The sequence below is a fragment of the Anaerostipes hominis (ex Lee et al. 2021) genome (assembly GCF_002270485.1).
GTDB lineage: Bacteria > Bacillota > Clostridia > Lachnospirales > Lachnospiraceae > Anaerostipes > Anaerostipes hominis.
The window spans coordinates 325,807-347,107 of sequence record NZ_NQOG01000002.1; the positions used below are offsets into that span (position 1 = coordinate 325,807).

The window sequence follows — 21,301 nt, forward strand, 5'->3', positions numbered from 1 at the left end:
AAGACAAATTTTATATAAGGAGTAGTTTACCAATGCAAATAAAGAAATTTAAAAAAGTATTAGTAGCCAACCGCGGTGAGATTGCGATCCGTATATTCCGTGCTCTCAATGAGTTAGGTATTACCACTGTTGGCGTATTTTCAAAAGAAGACCGCTATGCATTGTTCCGCTCCAAGGCGGATGAGTCATATCAGCTGAATCCGGATAAAGGACCGATCGATGCGTATCTGGATATCAAGACCATCATCCGGATTGCCAAAGAGAAAAATGTTGATGCGATCCATCCGGGATACGGATTCCTGTCTGAAAATCCGGAATTTGTAGATGCCTGTGAGAGACACGGTATTACCTTTATTGGACCGACATCTGACATTATGAGGGCGATGGGAGATAAAATCTCTTCCAAGCAGATGGCAATCCAAGCGGATGTGCCGATCATTCCGGGTGTGGACCATGCGGTACATAGTGAAAAAGAAGTCATTGAGATCGCAGAGAAGGTCGGATACCCTGTGATGCTGAAAGCATCCAACGGAGGCGGCGGACGCGGCATGCGCATCGTTCACACGGCAGAAGATATGCCGAAGGAATATGCGGAAGCAAGGGATGAATCCAAAAAGGCATTCGGAGACGACCAGATTTTTATTGAAAAGTATCTTAAAAGTCCGAAGCATATTGAAGTACAGATCATCGGAGATAACTACGGTAATGTAGTCCACCTGTATGACCGTGACTGTTCTGTGCAGCGGCGTCACCAGAAGGTGGTAGAGTATGCACCAGCCTTCAGTATTCCGGAAGAGACAAGGCAGGTTATATTTGACAGTTCTTTAAGGCTGGCAAAGACGGTCGGGTACCGCAACGCCGGAACGTTAGAGTTCCTTGTGGACGCCGACAACAATCCTTACTTCATCGAGATGAATCCGAGGATCCAGGTAGAACACACGGTGACAGAAATGGTGACAGGGATCGATATTGTACAGACACAGATCCTCGTTGCTCAGGGGTATACCCTTGACTCTGATGAGATCCAGATTCCTTCTCAGGAAAGTGTGGAAACTACGGGCTATGCTATTCAGACACGTATTACCACCGAAGATCCGTCAAACAACTTCCTGCCGGATACAGGAAAGATCACGGTATACCGTTCCGGAGCAGGAAATGGAATCCGTCTGGACGGAGGAAATGCTTATGCAGGGGCAGAGATCACTCCATATTATGACAGCCTCCTTGTAAAGGCATGTTCTCATGACCGTACGTTCTTAGGGGCTGTGATGAAGTCTACCCGTGTGCTGAAAGAGACGAGAATCCGGGGCATCAAGACAAATATCCCGTTCCTGATTAATGTCCTTAACCATGAGACCTTTAAATCAGGAGAGTGCTATACGACATTTATAGAAGATACTCCTGAGCTGTTTCTTTTCGCCGCATCCCAGGACCGTGCCACAAAGATCCTGGAGTTCCTCGGAAATAAAATGGTCAATGAACAGAAGGCAGAAGAAAAACCGTTCTTCGAAGACCGCGTGCTTCCCAAATATGACAAGAAGAAAGAGATTTACGGCGCCCGCGATGAATTCTTAAAACTCGGAGCCGAAGGTTATACTCAGAAGATCTTAAACGATAAAAAACTTTATGTGACTGATACAACGATGAGAGATGCCCAGCAGTCTCTGATGGCAACCCGTATGAGAACAAAGGATCTTGCAGGTGCTGCCAAGGCGTCCAACCAGTACATGGCAAACGCATTTTCCATGGAAGCGTGGGGAGGAGCCACATACGATACTTCTTACCGCTTCTTAAAGGAATCTCCGTGGGTAAGGCTGGCACTCTTAAGAGAAAGAATGCCGAATACCCTGATCCAGATGCTTCTTCGGGCATCCAATGCGGTCGGATACAAGAATTATCCGGACAATGTAGTGACGACTTTTATCGAAGAGGCAGCATCTCGCGGAGTCGATGTATTCCGTATTTTTGACAGCTTAAACTGGGTCGAGAATATGAAGCTTCCGATCGAGACGGCATTAAAGACCGGAAAGATCGTGGAAGGAGCTATCTGTTATACCGGGGATATTCTGAATCCGGATGAGACAAAATATACGCTGGACTACTATGTGAAAAAGGCGAAAGAACTGGAAAGCCTGGGATGCCACATCTTTACCATCAAGGATATGGCCGGACTTGTGAAGCCGTATGCGGCCGAAAAGCTGATCAGAACGCTGAAAGAAGAACTGAACATACCGGTCAACCTGCACACCCATGATTCTACCGGAAACGGAGTCAGTACTCTGCTGAAAGCTGCGGAAGCGGGAGTGGATATTGTTGACTGTGCCATCGGTTCTATGAGCTCCATGACAAGCAACCCGTCTATGAACTCTCTCGCAGAGGCTCTCAGGGGAAGCGAGAGGGATACAGGATTAATTCCGGATGAACTCACAGAATTAAGCCAGTACTATGAGAGACTGAGACCGGTTTATAAACAGTTTGAAAGCGGCATGGACGCTCCGAATACAGAGATCTACAAGTATGAGATTCCGGGAGGACAGTACTCAAACCTGCTGGCTCAGGTAAAAGAGATGGGAGCCGCGGAGGATTTTGAAGAGATCAAGAGTCTGTACAAAGACGCCAATGATCTGCTTGGAAATATCGTGAAGGTTACGCCTTCTTCTAAAGTCGTGGGAGACTTTGCCATCTTTATGTTTAAAAACGGCCTGACCAAAGAAAATATCCTGACAGAGGGCAAAGGCTTATCTTATCCTGATTCAGTGGTCGAATATTTTGAAGGCATGATCGGACAGCCGGAAGGCGGATTCCCGAAGGAACTTCAGGATATTGTGCTGAAAGGCAAAGAACCGATCACCGTCCGTCCGGGAAGCCTGATTCCTCCGGAAGACTTCGACCAGATCAAGAAAGGGCTCAAGGAGTTCTTCTATGTTGATACAATGGAAGACGAAAAGACGCTCCACCGCAAAGCCATCAGTTATGCTATGTATCCGAAAGTATATGAGGATTACTGCAGACATTTTGAGGCATACAATGATGTCACAAGGCTGGAAAGCCATGTGTATTTCTACGGGCTGAGAAAGGGTGAGGAGACCACACTGACCATCGGAGAAGGAAAAGACCTGATCATCAAATTTGTGGATATGTCAGAACCGGATGAGAACGGATACCGTCTGCTGGAATTCGAGGTCAACGGTTCCATGCGTGAGGTGAAGATCTTAGACCGCAACCTGGAAGTCAAGGCAGACCACAGGATCAAGGCGGATAAGAGCAATTCGGCACATTTAGGCTCAACAATCCCGGGAACCGTCGGAAAAGTCCTCGTAAAAGAGGGAGATCCGGTAACTGTGAACATGCCGCTGCTTACCGTGGAAGCGATGAAGATGGAAACAACTGTCGTATCCAAGGTCAACGGCAAGGTAGATAAGATCTACGTCAAAGAAGGCGAACAGGTTAATCAGGAAGATCTGCTTGTATCTTTTGAAATCGAAGAAGAATAATCTTTCTCATTATGACAGACAATAAAAGGGAGAAGCACTGCGCTTCTTCCTTTTTTTATTAAATCAAAGTGAGGATGTCGATATGAATGAAGATCAAAGAAATGAAATAAAAGATATCGGAGAATTGGATTTGGGCGGTATCCACGTGATGACGGTCATTGGAGAGATCGAGGGGCACCAGCTGTCAGCCCAGAATTCCAAGACAACCAAATATGAGCATATGATCCCGGCGCTGGCAAGAGCAGAGTATTCTGATGATATCAAAGGAATCCTGATCCTGATCAATACGGTCGGAGGCGATGTGGAATGCGGTCTGGCGCTCGCAGAGATGATCGCTTCTCTGAGCAAACCCACAGTAACTCTTGTATTGGGAGGAAGCCATTCCATCGGTGTGCCCCTTGCAGTCTCTTCCGACTATTCTTTTATTGTTAAAAGTGCAACAATGATGATCCACCCAGTGCGGTCCGGCGGTACTTTTATCGGTGTGCTTCAGAGCTACCGCAATATTGAGAAGATCCAGGACCGCATTACAAGGTTTATCAGCGACCACTCTGATATCACAAAAGACAAGGTAGAAGAGCTGATGCTCCACATCGGAGAGCAGGTGAAGGACGCAGGGACCATATTGGAGGGAGAACAGGCGGTGGAGCTGGGTCTCATCAATGAAATCGGAGGCATGAGCGAAGCCTTTGCAAAGCTTCAGGAACTCGTACAAAATACCTCGGAAAACTGAGAGAAAACCGGGGGTTTCGGTGTACAGAATAAAGTACAAAAAAAGCAAAAAAATCCTTTAATTTCGGATAAAAGTAGTGTAGAATGATAATAGATTGTTTTTATTTTAACGAACATTAAAGGAGGAGCTATGAGAGGAATTGAGACCCCGGTCCGAGAGATCAGAAAAAAGGTATTTACAGAGATTGCTAAATTTGCCTATGAACAAAGAGACCTTGAAGAAATTGAGGATCTGCCGTACGAATTAGTGAAAGGTGAGCTGCCGACATACCGCGACAGTATTTATCGTGAAAGGGCAGTGGTAGGAGAGAGAATCCGTCTTGCCATGGGGATGTCTTTAAGACCTGCTGATAAGCCTGCAAGAATAACAAAAGGAATCAAACAGAGCAACATTGCGGAAAAATACTACGAGCCGCCGCTTTTGCAGGTGATCCCGGCAGCGTGCAACGCCTGCAAGGACAGAGCATTCATCGTAGGAGGAGAGTGTCAGGGATGTATGGCACATCCATGTATGGAAGTATGTCCGAAAAATGCCATCAGCTTTGTGGACGGATATTCCTACATCGATCAGGAAAAGTGCATTAAGTGCGGACAGTGCCAGAAGGTTTGCCCATACAGTGCGATCCATGAGAGAAAAAGACCGTGTGAAGTTGCCTGTGGCGTGGGAGCGATCGAAACCGACTATGCCGGACGCGCTACCATCAATCCGGACAAGTGTGTATCCTGCGGTATGTGCATGGTCAACTGTCCGTTTGGAGCCATCGCAGACAAGTCACAGATCTATCAGCTGATCAAAGCCATGAATGAGGGCAACGAAGTCATCGCCATCCTGGCCCCTGCTTTTGTTGGTCAGTTTGGACCGAAGGCAACACCTGCCAAGGTGAAGGCCGCACTGCTGGACATCGGATTTGCCGATGTATGGGAAGTGGCAGTGGGAGCGGATGCAGGTGCTCTGGAAGAAGCGGATCACTATGCACATGGAGTTGTCACAGGAGAGGTGCCGTTCCTTTTGACCTCCTGCTGTCCGTCTTGGTCTATGCTCGGGAAAAAGTACTTCCCTGAACTGATCGACCAGATATCAAATTCACTCACCCCGATGGTGGCAACAGCCAGAGCTGCAAGACAGACCAACAAGAATGCAAAGATCGTGTTCGTCGGCCCTTGTGTGGCTAAAAAACTGGAAGCTTCCAGGAAATCTGTCAGAAGTGAAGTGGACTTCGTCATTACATTTGAAGAATTGGACGGCATGTTTACCGCCAAGGATATTGATTTCAGTACTTACGACAAAGAAGTCGAGATGAACGATGCGTTCGGTGCAGGACGCGGATATGCAGTTGCAAGCGGTGTTGCCGCGGCTATCGAAGCATGTGTGAAAGAATACCATCCGGGAGTAGATGTGAAGATTGACCACGTGGAAGGACTCGCAGAGTGCAAGAAGATGCTCCTTCAGGCAAAAGCCGGCAAGAAGAACGGCTACCTGATCGAAGGAATGGGATGCCCGGGAGGGTGCGTTGCCGGAGCCGGAACCAATATCCCGGTAGTCAAAGCGGGTGTACAGGTTAAAAAGTTCGTGAATGAAGCAGAGCAGTTCATTCCGCCTGAGACAGCAAAATACTGATATTCATTATATTTCAGAGATACAAAAGAGTCTGAACGGAACCAAAGAGTTCTGCCCAGGCTCTTTACATTTATTTAGGTTAATTGTAAAATAGGCATATAACTCTTTTGATAAAGGGTTGTTGAGCATTAAATATAAGAAGAAAAGAGATTCCAGAAGAATGGCAGCAAAAAAAAGAAAGAGAAGAAACACAGCACGAAAGAAGAAAAAGCAAAAAGACTTTGCAGGCTTCTATCAGGAAATTGCGGTTCTGTTAAGTTTTGCAGTTTGTCTTTTTTTATTTTTGAGTAATTTCAGACTCTGCGGAAAAGTGGGAAACACGGTAAGTTCTGCGCTGTTCGGAGTGCTGGGCGGTGTTCACTATGCTGCTCCTATTGTTATATTGATCATGATCCTTCTGCTGATCTCCAATCAGTACAGCAGCATCTCGGTAAAGAAGTCTTTTTTTATTGTTCTGCTCCTGTGTATGACTGCGGCGATATGGCAGATGGCGACAGACATCCGTATGTCTGATGCAGCAGTGCTGTACCGGTACGGATCGGAACATCATGCGGGAGGCGGAGTGGTCGGAGGTGTCATCGCTTCTTTTCTGTATAAGGAGCTGGGACTGGCAGGAAGTTATGTTGTCGTATTTTTTTTGACAGCAATTTCTATGATACTGATTACCGAGAGATCACTGCTCTCCTTTGTAAAGCGTGTGGCAGCATTTTTTGCACCCGAACGGACTTCAGGAAAGAAGACCAAAACAGCTGATAAGAGAAAGCCAAAAGAAAAAGAGGACAGGCAGGCATCAGGAATCAAGACTCCAAAGCTCCCAGACTTAAAGCTGAAAATGAGAGAGAAACAGTCAAAGGTACTGGATGACCTTACTCTGATGCCGGAAGAGCCGGCAAAAGAACCGGACAAGCCGTTTGATCTGGACGAGATGATCGGACAGCCCGATGAGGAAGTACTGCCGGAGGAGCCGGAGCTGAAGCCGGGCAAAAGATCTTTTGTGAACAGAGAGAAATCAGAGCCTGAACCTATTCCGGAGATTTCCATACATCCTTCTGCGCTGGAGGAGGGAGATTATGTGTTTCCGCCGGTGACTCTGCTGAAAAAGGGAAAGAAGGCCGGAGGAAACAGTCAGGCAGAACTTAAAAAGACAGCCCTGAAGCTGGAGCAGACGCTGAGAAACTTCGGCGTCAATGTGACGATTACGGACATCAGCTGCGGGCCGTCTGTTACCAGGTTTGAACTTCAGCCGGAGCAGGGAGTAAAGGTCAGCAAGATCGTCGGGCTTTCCGATGATATTAAACTGAATCTGGCGGCCCCGGACATACGGATCGAAGCTCCGATTCCGGGAAAGGCAGCAGTGGGCATCGAAGTGCCGAATAAGACCAATCAGGTGGTCATGTTCCGGGATCTGATTGAAAATAATGACTTTAAACGCTTCTCTTCCAATATCGCGTTTGCGGTAGGAAAGAATCTGGCTGGCAAGGTGATTATCTCAGACATTGCAAAGATGCCGCACCTTTTGATTGCAGGTGCCACAGGTTCCGGGAAATCAGTGTGTATCAATACGCTGATCATGAGTATTTTATATAAAGCAAGTCCCAACGATGTGAAGCTGATCATGATCGATCCCAAAGTCGTGGAACTGAGTACATATCAGGGAATCCCGCATCTTCTCATCCCGGTGGTCACAGATCCCAAGCAGGCATCCAGCGCGCTTAACTGGGCAGTTATGGAGATGGGAGACCGCTATAAGAAGTTTGCGGACGTCAATGTAAGAAATCTGACCGGATATAATGAAAAAGTAAAAGAGATGAAGGAAAAGGGAATGGAAGGTGAAGACTTCCAGCCGCTGCCTCAGATCGTCATTATTGTGGATGAGCTTGCGGACCTTATGATGGTTGCGCCGGGTGAGGTAGAGGATGCGATCGTAAGGCTTTCTCAGCTTGCCAGAGCGGCAGGCATCCATCTGATCATTGCCACCCAGAGACCGTCTGTCAATGTCATCACAGGACTGATCAAGGCTAATGTCCCTTCAAGGATCGCATTTTCTGTGTCCTCCGGGGTGGATTCCCGCACGATCATTGACATGAACGGAGCAGAGAAGCTCTTAGGAAAAGGAGATATGCTCTTTTATCCGGCAGGATACCAGAAGCCGGTCCGGGTCCAGGGAGCATTTATCAGCGATGAGGAAGTGGGACGTGTCGTAGACTTCTTAAAGAGCCAGAACATAGAAGATGACTACGGCAGTGAGATCAAAGAAAAAATCGAGACGGCCAGTGTGAAGGCATCGGTTTCGGCAGACAGAGACGAATATTTTGAAGATGCGGCCAAATTTATCATAGATAAGGACAAAGCATCCATTGCAAGCCTTCAGAGGATTTTTAAGATCGGATTCAACAGGGCGGCAAGGCTGATGGACCAGCTCTGTGAAGCCGGGATCGTCGGAGAAGAGGAAGGTACAAAGCCCCGTAAGGTTCTCATGAGCCAGGAAGAATTTGAACAATACAAAGAGGAATATTTATAGAAGAAAGGAATCCAACCAATGAAAACAGACATTCAGATTGCACAGGAAGCAGAGTTACAGCCAATCAGGGAAGTAGCGGCGTCTCTTGGGATCAGTGAAGACGATCTTGAGCTGTACGGCAAATATAAAGCGAAGCTGTCTTCCGGATTCATGAACGAAATCAAGGATCGTGAGGACGGGAAGCTTGTACTTGTGACGGCGATCAATCCGACTCCGGCAGGAGAAGGAAAAACTACGACCAGCATTGGTCTCGCACAGGGACTCACAAAGCTCGGGAAGAAAACGGTGGCTGCGTTAAGAGAACCTTCTCTCGGACCGTGCTTCGGGATCAAAGGAGGTGCTGCCGGAGGCGGATATGCCCAGGTGGTGCCGATGGAAGACTTAAATCTTCACTTTACCGGTGACTTTCATGCCATCACTTCCGCAAATAATCTTTTGGCAGCCATGATTGACAATCATATTCAGCAGGGAAATGCACTGAGGATCGATACGAGAGACATCGTCTGGAAACGATGCCTGGATATGAATGACAGGGCACTGAGAAATATTGTCGTGGGATTGGGAAGAAAAGTGGACGGAGTTGTCCGTGAAGATCACTTTGTGATCACGGTGGCCTCCGAGATTATGGCAATTCTCTGCCTTGCAAATGACATGGAAGATCTGAAGAAACGTTTAGGCAAGATCATTGTTGCCTATAATATGGATAAAGAACCTGTGACAGCAGCGGAATTAAATGCTGTGGGAGCCATGGCGGCCCTCTTAAAGGATGCCTTAAAGCCGAACCTGATCCAGACGCTGGAACATACGCCGGCCTTTGTACACGGCGGTCCTTTTGCAAACATCGCTCATGGCTGCAACAGTGTCCAGGCTACGAAGATGGCTTTAAAGCTTTCCGACATCACTGTCACGGAAGCAGGATTCGGAGCGGACCTTGGAGCCGAGAAGTTTTTGGATATCAAATGTCCGATGGCAGGACTCTCTCCGGATGCGGTTGTCCTGGTAGCAACGGTCAGGGCTCTTAAATATAACGGCGGCGTTTCCAAAGAAGATCTGGGGAGGGAAGATATCGACGCCCTGAGCAGAGGTATTGTAAATCTGGAAAAGCATATTTCCAACCTGAAGCAGTATGGGGTGCCTGTGGTTGTCACACTGAACCGGTTTGTCACAGACACGGAGGCTGAGCTGGACTTTATCAAACATTTCTGCGAGGAGAGAGACTGTGATTTTGCCCTGTCAGAGGTATGGGAAAAAGGCGGAGACGGCGGCATTGAGCTTGGAAAGGCAGTTCTCAGGACGTTAGAGACGAAAAAAAGCGAGTACCGCCCGCTGTATTCTTACGAGGATACTTCCATTGAAGAGAAGATTGAGACGATCGCCACAAAGATTTATGGTGCGGACAATGTAATCTATGCACCGGCGGCAGCCAGACAGAAAAAGCAGCTTACGGAACTTGGCTACGGAAATCTTCCGGTCTGCATGGCGAAAAACCAGTATTCTTTATCTGATGACCCGAAAAAGCTTGGCCGTCCGGAAAATTTTGATATTACGATCCGCGAAATCTATGTAAATGCAGGAGCCGGATTTGTTGTAGCGCTGACCGGAGATATCATGACCATGCCGGGGCTTCCGAAAAAGCCGGCGGCAGAAGGCATTGACGTAAACGAAGACGGTGAGATCACCGGTTTATTCTAGGAGTGACGAGAGGAAACAGACATGACACAGATAATAGATGGAAAAAAGATCTCAGCGGAGATCAAAGACGAGTTAAAGCAGGAAGTAGCAGCCATGAAAGCAGAGGGAAAAGAGATTGCTCTGGCAGTGATCCAGGTAGGTGAAGATCCTGCATCCTCTGTCTATGTGAGGAATAAGAAAAAAGCATGCGAATATATTGGGATTACTTCTGTATCTTATGAGATACCGGAAGATTCCACCCAGCAGGAACTGCTTGACCTGGTGGAAAAGTGCAACAAAGATCCAAAGATCAACGGGATTTTAGTCCAGCTTCCTCTGCCGCCGCATATGGATGAGGACGCAGTGATCCATGCCATTGATCCGAAAAAGGACGTAGATGGGTTTCATCCGGTCAGCGTGGGAAATATGGTGATTGGAAATGACGGATTTCTTCCGTGCACTCCGGCCGGCATTATAGAACTCCTGAAGCGGTCCGGTGTGGAGATCGGCGGAAAAGAATGTGTCGTCGTGGGAAGAAGCAATATTGTAGGCAAACCTATGTCCATGCTGCTGCTCAGAGAAAACGGTACCGTGACCGTCTGCCATTCCAGGACGAGGAATCTGCGGGAAGTATGCAGCCGCGCGGATATCCTGGTAGTAGCTGTCGGAAGGCCTAAATTCATTGATGCATCTTATGTCAAAGAAGGGGCTGTCATTATCGATGTGGGTATTCACAGAAATGAAAATAACAAGCTGTGCGGAGACGTGGATTTTGACGCAGTGAAGGAAAAGACATCTGCGATCACTCCGGTGCCGGGCGGCGTTGGACCGATGACGATCGCTATGCTGATGAAAAACTGTGTACAGTCAAAAAAATTGTTTGGAGAATAACAGATGAAAATACTTTTTATTTCTCTTGGATGTGATAAAAATCTTGTAGACAGTGAGGTGATGCTGGGACTGCTCACAGAGAGAGGACACACTTTGACGAACGACGAGGAAGAGGCGGATGTGATCGTCATCAACACATGCTGTTTCATTCATGACGCCAAGGAAGAGAGCATTAATACGATCCTTGAGATGGCAGCTTATAAAGAGCAGAATCTGAAAGCTCTCGTGGTCGCAGGATGTCTGTCTGAGCGCTATAAAGACGAGATACTGGAGGAGATTCCGGAAATTGATGCGGTGCTCGGGACTACCAGTTACGATTCTATTGTCGAGGCAGTGGATGAGGCTCTTGCGGGCAATGACTATGTACATTATGAGAGCATCAATTATCTTCCGGATAATTCCGGACACCGGCGTCTGGTCACGACCGGAAGCCATATGGCTTATTTAAAGATTGCCGAGGGATGTGACAAGAGGTGCAGCTACTGTATCATTCCGAAGATCCGGGGGAGGTTTCGGAGTGTTCCGATGAAGGAACTGTTAAAGAGCGCTCGGGAGCTGGCAGCATCCGGTGTGACAGAGCTGGTCCTGGTAGCTCAGGAGACGACGCTGTACGGAAACGATCTTACCGGTAAAAAGGAGCTTCCCGTTCTGCTGAGAGAACTTTGTAAGATCGAGGGAATAAAATGGATACGCCTGCTGTACTGTTATCCCGAGGAGATCACCGATGAGCTGATCCGGACGATAAAGGAAGAAGAAAAGATTGCAAACTATATTGATATGCCGATTCAGCACTGCAGTGACGGGATTTTAAAGCGGATGGGCCGCAGGACATCTAAGAAGGACATCGAAACGATCATCGCGAAGCTTAGGAATGAAATACCGGACATTGCGATTCGTACAACGCTTATCACCGGTTTTCCAGGCGAGACAGAAGAACAGCACGAAGAACTGAAGGGGTTTGTGAGGCAGCAGCGCTTTGAGCGCCTGGGAGTCTTTACTTATTCTCCGGAGGAGGATACAAAGGCAGCAGAATTTGAAGGGCAGATAGAAGAAGAGGTGAAGGAAGCCAGAAGGGATGAACTGATGGCCCTTCAGCAGCAGATTTCCTGCGAACATACTCAGGGGATGGTTGGAAAAACTATCAGGGTACTGATCGAAGGATATCTGTTTGAGGACGATGTGTATGTGGGCCGCAGCTATATGGATGCACCAAAAGTGGACGGATGTGTCTTTGTGACTTCACCGGAAGAACTGCTGACCGGAGACTATGTTTATGTGAAAATTACCAAAGGAAATGAGTACGATTTGATAGGAGAGATGGACTATGAATTTACCCAATAAACTAACGATATTGAGAGTATTGATGATACCGATTTTTATTTTTGTACTGCTGGCGGAACCGTTTGGTGAGATCAGCAAGTGGATTGCCGTGGCCATTTTTATCATTGCAAGCCTCACGGACTTTCTGGACGGACATATCGCGAGGAAGTATAATCTTGTGACTAATTTTGGGAAATTTATGGACCCTTTGGCAGATAAGCTTTTGGTCTGCTCTGCCATGATTGCTCTCGTGGGAATGAACCGCCTGGCATCATGGATCGCAATCATTATTATTGCCAGAGAATTTATTATCAGCGGTTTCCGTCTGATTGCATCAGACAACGGTGTGGTAATTGCAGCCAGCTATTGGGGCAAATTCAAAACCAATTTTCAGATGTTTATGATCATCATGCTGATCATCGACCTGGGAACCGGCACAGCGGTGCTTATTGAAAATATTTTAGTATACATTTCGCTTGTGTTGACCATCATATCATTGTTGGATTATTTATTAAAAAACAAGAATGTCTTGAAATAGAAGGAGACAATTATGACAGCAGAAATTATTTGTGTGGGAACAGAAATATTATTAGGCAACATTGTCAACACCAATGCTGCCTACCTGTCAGAACGCTTAGCCGCCCTTGGGATAAGCGTTTTTTTTGAGACCACTGTGGGTGACAATCCAAAGCGTGTGGAAGAAGTGATTCGGACAGGAATGAAACGGTCGGATATCTTGATCTTGTCAGGGGGGCTCGGGCCTACGAAGGATGACCTGACAAAAGAGATTGCGGCAAAAGCATGCGGACAGGAACTTGTGGAAGATGCAGAGGCGAAGGAGCGGCTCACTTCCTACTTTACGAGCATCAAACGCCCGATGACGGAAAACAATTTAAAACAGGCCATGGTGCCGGAAGACTGTACTGTTTTATACAACAAAAACGGCACAGCGCCCGGTATGGTGATCAACGCACCGGAAGACAAGAAGATTATCCTGCTGCCGGGACCTCCAGGTGAGCTGATCCCGATGTTTCATGAGCAGGCAGAACCGATTCTTTCCCGACTTCAGCCTGGTATCTTATATTCCAAGGTTGTCAAGATCGACTGCCTGGGAGAAAGCTATGTGGAAACCCAGATCATGGACCTGATCGATGAACAGAGCAATCCGACGGTGGCACCGTATGCAAAATTAGGAGAAGTGCATTTGAGGGTGACGGCCAAGGCTGACTCTGAAGATGAGGCAAAGGAACTTGTCATGCCTATGGTGGAAGAACTGAAATCAAGATTTGGGGATAAGATTTATACCATTGAGGAAGACGAAACACTGGAGGAAGTGGTCGTAAAGATGCTTGAGAGCAGGGGCGATAAGATCGCCTGTGCCGAGTCCTGTACCGGCGGCCTGCTGGCCGGAAGGCTGATCAATGTTCCCGGGGCGTCAAATGTGCTGGAAGAAAGTTTTATTACTTACTCCAATGAAGCTAAAAAGAAGTATCTTGGTGTAAAAGAGGACACTCTGAAAGCCCACGGGGCGGTATCGGAAGAAACTGCCCGGGAAATGGCGGAAGGCGTCTTAAGAGCTTCAGGAGCCGACATCGGTGTGGGGATTACCGGACTTGCCGGTCCGGGAGGAGAGACCGGAACAAAGAAACCGGGGCTGGTCTATATCGGAGTCAGCAGAAAGGGAAATACTGTTGTGAAGAAGTATGATCTGAGAGGAAACCGCGCCAAGATCAGAGAAGTTTCTGTGTGCAGGGCACTGACGATGATACGGAAAGCGCTGTCAGAGTGATTGTAAAACATGTAAAAATATGTTAAAATAAAAGAGAAAAACAAGTACGAACAAATATTCGCCGAACACTTGTTTTTCTCTTTGTGCTATGATATAATCAAAAACAGTTCATAATAAGATAAAAGGAGAATACAGATGCAACAGACAGAGAAGTTAAAGGCATTGGATGCAGCTCTTACGAAGATAGAGAAAGATTACGGCAAAGGAGCCGTGATGAAACTTGGAGAATACCAGGCAGACATGAGCATTGAGACTACACCGACAGGATCTCTGAGCCTGGATATCGCTCTCGGAGTCGGAGGTATACCGAGGGGAAGGGTGATCGAGATTTACGGTCCGGAGTCAAGCGGTAAGACAACGGTCGCATTACATATGGTGGCAGAAGTGCAGAAGCGGGGCGGCATTGCAGGGTTTATAGATGCAGAGCATGCTCTCGACCCGGTCTATGCGCAGAATATCGGAGTGGATGTGGACAACCTCTATATTTCTCAGCCGGATACCGGAGAGCAGGGACTTGAGATCGCCGAGACTATGGTGCGTTCCGGCGCTGTGGATATCATTATCGTCGATTCTGTCGCAGCATTGGTGCCAAAGGCAGAGATCGACGGAGACATGGGAGATTCCCATGTGGGCCTCCAGGCAAGACTCATGTCACAGGCTCTGAGAAAACTGACGGCTATCATCAGTAAGTCCAACTGTACCGTGATCTTTATCAACCAGCTGAGAGAAAAAGTCGGAGTCATGTTCGGAAATCCCGAGACAACGACCGGAGGCCGTGCTCTGAAGTTCTATTCTTCCATCCGTCTGGACGTACGGCGTATCGAGACACTGAAGCAGGCCGGGGACATGGTAGGAAACCGTACCCGTATCAAAGTAGTAAAGAATAAGGTTGCTCCGCCGTTTAAACAGGCAGAGTTCGATATCATGTTCGGTGAAGGCATCTCCAAAGAAGGCGATATTCTGGATCTGGCAGCCGGCGTGGATGTGATCAAAAAGAGCGGTGCATGGTATGCATATCAGGGCGAAAAGATCGGACAGGGAAGAGAGAATGCCAAGACATACTTAAAAGAACATCCGGAAGTAGCTCAGGAAGTGGAGTCCGCAGTCCGCAGGGAATACGGACTGGAAGCAGGAACAGAGGACGCCGCACCGGCAGAAGAAAAGCCGGATACAAATCAGCAGTAAGCGTCGGATATGAGAGTGACGATGCTGGAGCCGGTGGGAAAGAAGCAGATCAGACTTTATCTGGAGGATGAGCGGTATTGTCTTTTATATGCGGGGGAGGCCAGGCGGCTTGGCCTGAAAGAAGACATGGACTTATCCGAAGTACAGAAGAACGAACTGGACAGCATGCTCCTCAGCCGGGCCAAATTAAAGGCGATGAATCTTTTAAAAGTCTCTGACCGGACAAAGGAAGAGATCAGGATGAGGCTCAGGCGTCTGGAACTGCCTGAATCCTGTATAGAAGGAGCGGTATCCTATGTGGAAGGATACCACTATATAGACGATGAAGCCTATGTGAGGAATTATATCGGGTACCGGGGTTTTTCAAAGAGCCGCCTGAAACTCAGACAGGAATTGTTGAAGAAGGGGATAAGCCCGGAGCTGTTTGAACAAATTTGGGAAGAGTCTGCTGTCTCAGAGTCAGATATTCTGAGAACACAGATAAAAAAAAGAATTCGGCAGAAAGGACCGGTAACAGAGGAAAATTTCCAGAAGAATCTGGCTTTCTTTGCCAGAAAGGGATTTTCAATTCATGACATTTTAGAAATTCTTAAGGAATATAAAGAGTAATTCAGTTGATTTTTCTAGAAAACGGGATATAATAAGATTAGAACCAGAGTTACATGTCAAGTTCTTTAAGGAGATCGAATGAGAAAAAAATCACACATTTCATTGGCTGGACAAATTATGGACTCACTGAGACTGGAAGAAGTTTTTGACTATAAGTTACCGTTTTATGTCGGGAGTATCTGGCCGGACTGCAGACCATCCTTTTTGACAACACCGCATACTTTTGACATAACATATGATAAAATAGAGAATCAACTTGATGACTTTGTAGCAGACTACGATACCCTGAAGGGGATGAACATGCGCCGCTGTGCAAAGTTGGGAGTGATTATTCATTATATTGCTGATTACTTTACGTTTCCCCACAACAGCACTTACGAGGGCAATGTAAAAGACCATTGTATTTATGAGAGGGATTTAAAACACGGACTCAAAGAGTATCTCTCCACAGAAGAAGCCATGGAGCGCAAAGACAAGATTGTTCCGTTGAGTTCTACAAAAGGTTTGTCTGAATTCATTCAGAACATCCATGCAGAATATATGCGCGGTGAACACAGCGTGGCAGATGATATCAAGTACATTGTGGATGTGTGCACCACAGTAGTGATGAGCATATTAAATATTATTAAGATCAGCTACGAGAATGTTGCTCTGAAAGTACAGTACGCATAAGCAGAAGAATTTATACCGCAGGCTAGCTTTTATGAAAAGTTATCCTGCGGCATTTTTTTGTGGAAGAAGGAAATAATTAATAAATAAGAAAGGAGATCAGAGGTATGAGATTAAAAGATAAAGTAATCTTGATTACAGCTTCAACGAGGGGGATTGGTCTGGCGATAACGAAAGCGTGTGCCGAAGAAGGTGCCATTGTATATATGGGGGCCAGAAACCTGGAACGAGCGGGGCAGAGAGCGGATGAGCTGAATCAGAAGGGCTTTCGAGTAAGGTATGTGTATAATGATGCCTATGAACCGGAGACTTACGACAGTATGATTGAGGAAGTGGTCAATAAGGAAGGGCGTATCGATGTGCTTGTAAACAATTTCGGCACTTCAGATCCGAAGAAAGACATGGATATCGGCCATACGGACTGCATAGACTTCCTTCAGATCGTCAATACGAATCTGACCAGTGTGTTTGCGGCTTCCCAGGCAGCCATAAAACACATGGAAGCACAGGGGAGAGGCAGTATCATCAATATTTCTTCCGTAGGCGGATTGGTACCGGATATCTCTCAGGTTGCCTATGGAACCAGCAAAGCGGCGATCAATTATCTCACCAAATTGATTGCGGTCCAGGAGGCAAGGCACAATATTCGTTGCAATGCTGTTCTGCCCGGCATGACGGCGACTGATGCAGTGCAGGATCATCTGAGCGATGAGTTCAGAGAATTCTTCTTAAAACACACGCCGATCCGGAGAATGGGAAAACCGGAGGAGATCGCTGCGGCAGTTGTGTATTTTGCCGGTGATGAGTCTGCCTACACTACCGGGCAGATCATGGATATATCCGGCGGATTCGGAAAAGCGACACCTATCTTCGGAGACATGGCCGAGATGAAGCAGAAACGCTGAAAAAGAGCAGGCACCAATAAAGGATGCCTGCTCTTTCTGAATTTATTTAGTTTTCTTCGTCGTAGTTTGCGACCTGGCGTTTTCTTGCAGACTCATCATTTTCCAGATATTCATCATAGGTTCCGAGGAAGTCGATCATGCCGCTGTCCGTGAACTCAATGATACGGTTGGCCGTGGTCTGTACAAACTGATGATCCTGTGAACTGAACAACAGCCCTCCGGTAAACTTGTGGAGCCCTTCATTCAGGGCAGTAATGGATTCCATATCCAGGTGGTTGGTCGGCTCATCTAAAATGAGGATGTTGGCTCCGCTGATCATGAGTTTAGACAGCATACAGCGGACCTTTTCTCCTCCGGATAAAACAGAAACTTTCTTTAAGGCTTCTTCACCCGAGAAAAGCATACGCCCGAGGAAACCGCGGACAAAGGTGACATCCTTGTCCTCAGAGTACTGGCTGAGCCACTCTGCGATGGACATATCTTCACTGAAATCCTTTGTGTTGTCCTTAGGAAAATAGGACTGGGAAGTCGTGACACCCCATTTATATGTCCCCTTATCTGGCTCCAGTTCCCCGGCAATAATACGGAAGAAGGTTGTGGTAGCCAGTGTATTCGGGCCTACAAAAGCGATCTTATCCTCTGGATTCATAGTGAAAGAGACATTATCAAGGACTTTCACACCATCGATTGTCTTGGAAAGTCCTTCTACAGAGAGGGCATCGTTTCCGATATCGCGGATTGGTTTGAAATTGATATAAGGGTATTTTCTGCTGGATGGCTTGATCTCGTCCAGCTGGATCTTATCCAGTGCTTTCTTTCTGGATGTGGCCTGCTTGGATTTGGAAGCGTTAGCACTGAATCTTGCAATGAAATCCTGCAGTTCTTTGATCTTTTCTTCTTTTTTCTTGTTGGCATCTTTCATCTGTTTGGAGATCAGCTGGCTGGACTCATACCAAAAATCATAGTTTCCAGTGTAGAGCTGGATCTTTGCATAGTCGATATCAGCGATATGGGTACATACCTTATTTAAAAAGTAGCGGTCATGGGATACAACGATAACGGTGTTGTCAAAGTCGATGAGGAAATCTTCCAGCCAGCGGATGGCTTCCAGATCCAAATGGTTGGTGGGCTCATCCAGCAGCAGGATGTCCGGATTGCCGAACAAAGCCTGGGCCAAGAGTACTTTAACCTTCTGAGAACCGTTTAACTCAGACATCTTTGCATAGTGGAGATCATTGTCAATACCGAGTCCGTTCAGGAGCGTTGCAGCATCGGATTCGGCTTCCCAGCCGTTCATATCGGCAAATTCAGCTTCCAGTTCGCTGGCCTTGATGCCGTCTTCCTCTGTAAAATCCTCTTTGGCATAGATCGCATCTTTTTCTTTCATAATCTCATAAAGCCGGGTATTCCCCAGCATCACAGCATCCAGCACCGTGTATTCATCATACTGGTAGTGATCCTGTTTTAATACGGACAGCCTCTGGCCGTCTGTGATGGCTACTTCACCCTGAGACGGCTCCAGTTCACCGGACAGGATTTTTAAAAAAGTTGATTTGCCCGCTCCGTTGGCTCCGATCAGGCCATAACAGTTGCCCTCTGTAAATTTAATGTTTACATCTTCAAATAATGCGCGTTTTCCAAGGCGCAGTGTCACATTGATTGCTTGTATCATGGAAATAAACCTTTCTTATTTAAAATTCGTTTGGGATCGTCTTTTTTCTATTTTACAGGAAAGTGAAACTTTTTCAAGTGATATTTCCACAGAACAGTAAAATGTGCAAGGAAAAATACTTGACAAACAGAAAGATATCCGATACACTATATCTCGGTAAAGGAAAAACACTTTACAGGAGAGGCAGCATGGAACGGATTGTAGAACAGACACTCTTATACGATTTTTATGGAGAGCTTCTGACAGAACATCAAAAGGAAATATACGAAGACCATGTACTGAACGATTTGTCTCCCAGCGAGATTGCAGGAGAACACGGAATTACGAGACAGGCTGCCTATGATATGATCAGGCGCTGCAATAAGATTCTCGCCGGATATGAGAGAAAGCTGCACCTTGTGGAAAAGTTTTTGAGGACGAAAGAAAAAGTAAGTGAGATTCATCTTCTGGCCAAGAGCATTTTAGATGCAGTGGATCAGCAGCAGATGAAAACAGAGATCAGAAAGATAGAGCAGGTATCCAACGGGATTCTGGAAGATTTGTAACAGATCGCCGGTGTCTGCGGCGGATTCAGGAGGATGTTATGGCATTTGAAAGTTTATCTGAGAAACTTCAAAACGTATTTAAAAATTTGAGAAGCAAGGGACGACTGACAGAGAACGATGTAAAGGCAGCGATGAAAGAAGTCAAGCGGGCGCTTTTAGAGGCTGATGTCAACTTTAAAGTTGTTAAAACATTTATTAAAGCTGTTCAGGACCGTGCTGTTGGGCAGGACGTACTAAACGGACTGAATCCGGGACAGATGGTCATTAAGATAGTAAAAGAAGAGATGGAGGCCCTGATGGGGTCCACGACCACAGAGATTCAGTTGAAACCCGGCAATGAAATCACAGTTATTCTGATGGCAGGTCTCCAGGGTGCGGGTAAAACGACTACCACGGCTAAGATCGCCGGAAAGTATAAGCAGAAGGGAAAACGTCCGTTACTGGTGGCCTGTGATGTCTACCGTCCGGCAGCGATCAAACAGCTTCAAGTCAATGGAGAAAAACAAGGTGTCCCGGTATTTTCCATGGGAGATAAGATGAACCCTGTGGATATCGCAAAGGCATCCATTGAGCACGCGGCGAAGAATGGCAACAACATTGTCATTCTGGATACAGCGGGCCGCTTACATATCGATGAGGACATGATGACAGAACTGATTGCCATCAAACAGGCCGTCGATGTGCATCAGACCATTCTCGTAGTAGATGCCATGACCGGACAGGATGCGGTCAATGTGGCAAAAGATTTCAATGAAAAAGTCGGAGTCGACGGTGTCATCCTTACAAAGATGGACGGCGATACCAGAGGAGGAGCGGCATTATCGATCCGTTCTGTCACAGGGAAACCGATTTTATATATTGGTATGGGAGAGAAGCTGGATGATCTTCAGCAGTTCTATCCCGACCGCATGACGAGCCGGATTCTTGGCATGGGAGATGTGCTGACTCTGATCGAGAAGGCTGAAGCTACCGTGGATGAGGAAAAGGCGCTGGAGATGCAGCAAAAGCTCAGAAAAGCTTCCTTTACCTTTGACGACTTTTTAGAACAGATGGAGCAGGTAAAGAAGATGGGAGGACTTGCCGACATGCTGTCCATGATCCCGGGACTTGGGAATCAGTTAAAGGGTGCAGACCTGGATGACAGTATGATGGACCGGACCGCATCGATCATTTATTCGATGACGAAGGAAGAGCGGGCCACGCCGGAGATCATCAATCCTTCCAGAAGGAAAAGGATTGCCGACGGTGCCGGGGTGCCGATCTCAGAAGTCAACAAGCTTTGCAAACAGTTCCAGAACCAGAAGAAGATGATGAAGCAGATGTCTGGTATATTTGGTGGCAAGAGCGGAAAAAAAGGCAGATTTAAATTTCCTTTTTAACGCTTTGTTATAGATATTTTTAACAATTAAAATTTATGGAGGTGAAACAGATGGCAGTAAAGATGAGATTAAAAAGAATGGGACAGAAAAAGTCTCCTTTTTATAGAGTGGTTGTAGCAGATTCCAGATCTCCGAGAGACGGAAAATTCATCGAAGAAATCGGTACTTACGATCCGAATCAGGATCCAAGTGTGATCAAATTCGACGAAGACGCTGCAAAGAAATGGTTATCTCAGGGTGCACAGCCGACAGATACTGTTGCAAGATTACTTAAAGTTGCTGGAATTGAAAAATAGTTAGG

At 46.8% G+C, this 21,301-nt stretch carries 17 protein-coding genes; 16 read left to right on the forward strand and 1 reads right to left on the reverse strand.

What is annotated here, in order from left to right; translation table 11 throughout:
* Positions 1–32: 32 nt before the first annotated feature.
* The 13 genes from CI597_RS04060 (at position 33) to CI597_RS04120 (ending at position 17,404) form a co-directional block, all read left to right on the forward strand.
* Positions 33–3,494, forward strand: a complete 3,462-nt coding sequence (locus CI597_RS04060; protein WP_024727974.1) for a pyruvate carboxylase — start codon at positions 33–35, stop codon at positions 3,492–3,494.
* 82 nt (positions 3,495–3,576) lie between these two features.
* A complete protein-coding gene (locus CI597_RS04065; RefSeq protein ID WP_024727973.1) occupies positions 3,577–4,227 on the forward strand; it encodes a ClpP family protease in 651 nt (216 codons plus the stop codon).
* Positions 4,228–4,356: 129 nt separating this feature from the next.
* Positions 4,357–5,844 carry a 4Fe-4S dicluster domain-containing protein gene (locus CI597_RS04070; RefSeq protein ID WP_024727972.1) on the forward strand — a complete coding sequence of 496 codons (1,488 nt, stop codon included), beginning with the start codon at positions 4,357–4,359 and terminating at the stop codon, positions 5,842–5,844.
* A gap of 160 nt (positions 5,845–6,004) precedes the next feature.
* Positions 6,005–8,365 (forward strand): DNA translocase FtsK, encoded by a 2,361-nt coding sequence (locus CI597_RS04075; RefSeq protein WP_024727971.1) that lies wholly within the window; start codon positions 6,005–6,007, stop codon positions 8,363–8,365.
* Positions 8,366–8,383: 18 nt separating this feature from the next.
* Complete coding sequence (locus CI597_RS04080) at positions 8,384–10,057, forward strand: formate--tetrahydrofolate ligase (protein ID WP_024727970.1); 1,674 nt, start codon at positions 8,384–8,386, stop codon at positions 10,055–10,057.
* 21 nt (positions 10,058–10,078) lie between these two features.
* Complete coding sequence (folD, locus tag CI597_RS04085) at positions 10,079–10,927, forward strand: bifunctional methylenetetrahydrofolate dehydrogenase/methenyltetrahydrofolate cyclohydrolase FolD (RefSeq protein WP_006568916.1); 849 nt, start codon at positions 10,079–10,081, stop codon at positions 10,925–10,927.
* A 3-nt stretch (positions 10,928–10,930) separates the two neighbouring features.
* The gene (rimO, locus tag CI597_RS04090; RefSeq protein WP_024727969.1) at positions 10,931–12,268 is read left to right on the forward strand and encodes a 30S ribosomal protein S12 methylthiotransferase RimO; all 1,338 of its coding nucleotides are present in this window, start codon (positions 10,931–10,933) and stop codon (positions 12,266–12,268) included.
* On the forward strand, positions 12,252–12,785 hold the full coding sequence (gene pgsA / locus CI597_RS04095; protein WP_009288713.1) for a CDP-diacylglycerol--glycerol-3-phosphate 3-phosphatidyltransferase: 534 nt from the start codon (positions 12,252–12,254) through the stop codon (positions 12,783–12,785). The genes rimO and pgsA overlap by 17 nt, the downstream gene beginning before the upstream one ends.
* A 12-nt stretch (positions 12,786–12,797) precedes the next feature.
* A complete protein-coding gene (locus tag CI597_RS04100; RefSeq protein WP_024727968.1) occupies positions 12,798–14,036 on the forward strand; it encodes a competence/damage-inducible protein A in 1,239 nt (412 codons plus the stop codon).
* A 135-nt stretch (positions 14,037–14,171) separates the two neighbouring features.
* Positions 14,172–15,221 carry a recombinase RecA gene (recA, locus tag CI597_RS04105; protein ID WP_006568920.1) on the forward strand — a complete coding sequence of 350 codons (1,050 nt, stop codon included), beginning with the start codon at positions 14,172–14,174 and terminating at the stop codon, positions 15,219–15,221.
* A gap of 9 nt (positions 15,222–15,230) precedes the next feature.
* On the forward strand, positions 15,231–15,830 hold the full coding sequence (locus CI597_RS04110; protein ID WP_024727967.1) for a regulatory protein RecX: 600 nt from the start codon (positions 15,231–15,233) through the stop codon (positions 15,828–15,830).
* A gap of 78 nt (positions 15,831–15,908) precedes the next feature.
* Complete coding sequence (locus tag CI597_RS04115) at positions 15,909–16,502, forward strand: zinc dependent phospholipase C family protein (protein WP_024727966.1); 594 nt, start codon at positions 15,909–15,911, stop codon at positions 16,500–16,502.
* A 104-nt stretch (positions 16,503–16,606) separates the two neighbouring features.
* Positions 16,607–17,404 (forward strand): SDR family NAD(P)-dependent oxidoreductase, encoded by a 798-nt coding sequence (locus CI597_RS04120; protein WP_024727965.1) that lies wholly within the window; start codon positions 16,607–16,609, stop codon positions 17,402–17,404.
* Between the two features lie 46 nt (positions 17,405–17,450).
* Here CI597_RS04120 and CI597_RS04125 read toward each other — a convergent pair whose 3' ends face one another.
* Positions 17,451–19,076 carry an ABC-F family ATP-binding cassette domain-containing protein gene (locus tag CI597_RS04125; RefSeq protein WP_024727964.1) on the reverse strand — a complete coding sequence of 542 codons (1,626 nt, stop codon included), beginning with the start codon at positions 19,074–19,076 and terminating at the stop codon, positions 17,451–17,453.
* A gap of 188 nt (positions 19,077–19,264) precedes the next feature.
* Between CI597_RS04125 and ylxM the strand changes: the two genes are divergently transcribed.
* The 3 genes from ylxM to rpsP are packed head-to-tail and all read left to right on the forward strand — an operon-like array spanning position 19,265 to position 21,296.
* The gene (gene ylxM, locus CI597_RS04130) at positions 19,265–19,621 is read left to right on the forward strand and encodes a YlxM family DNA-binding protein (protein WP_024727963.1); all 357 of its coding nucleotides are present in this window, start codon (positions 19,265–19,267) and stop codon (positions 19,619–19,621) included.
* Between the two features lie 38 nt (positions 19,622–19,659).
* A complete protein-coding gene (gene ffh / locus CI597_RS04135; RefSeq protein ID WP_095142880.1) occupies positions 19,660–21,000 on the forward strand; it encodes a signal recognition particle protein in 1,341 nt (446 codons plus the stop codon).
* A gap of 50 nt (positions 21,001–21,050) precedes the next feature.
* Positions 21,051–21,296: a 30S ribosomal protein S16 gene (rpsP, locus tag CI597_RS04140; RefSeq protein WP_024727961.1), complete on the forward strand. Its 246-nt coding sequence runs from the start codon at positions 21,051–21,053 to the stop codon at positions 21,294–21,296.
* The last annotated feature ends 5 nt before the right edge of the window (positions 21,297–21,301 follow it).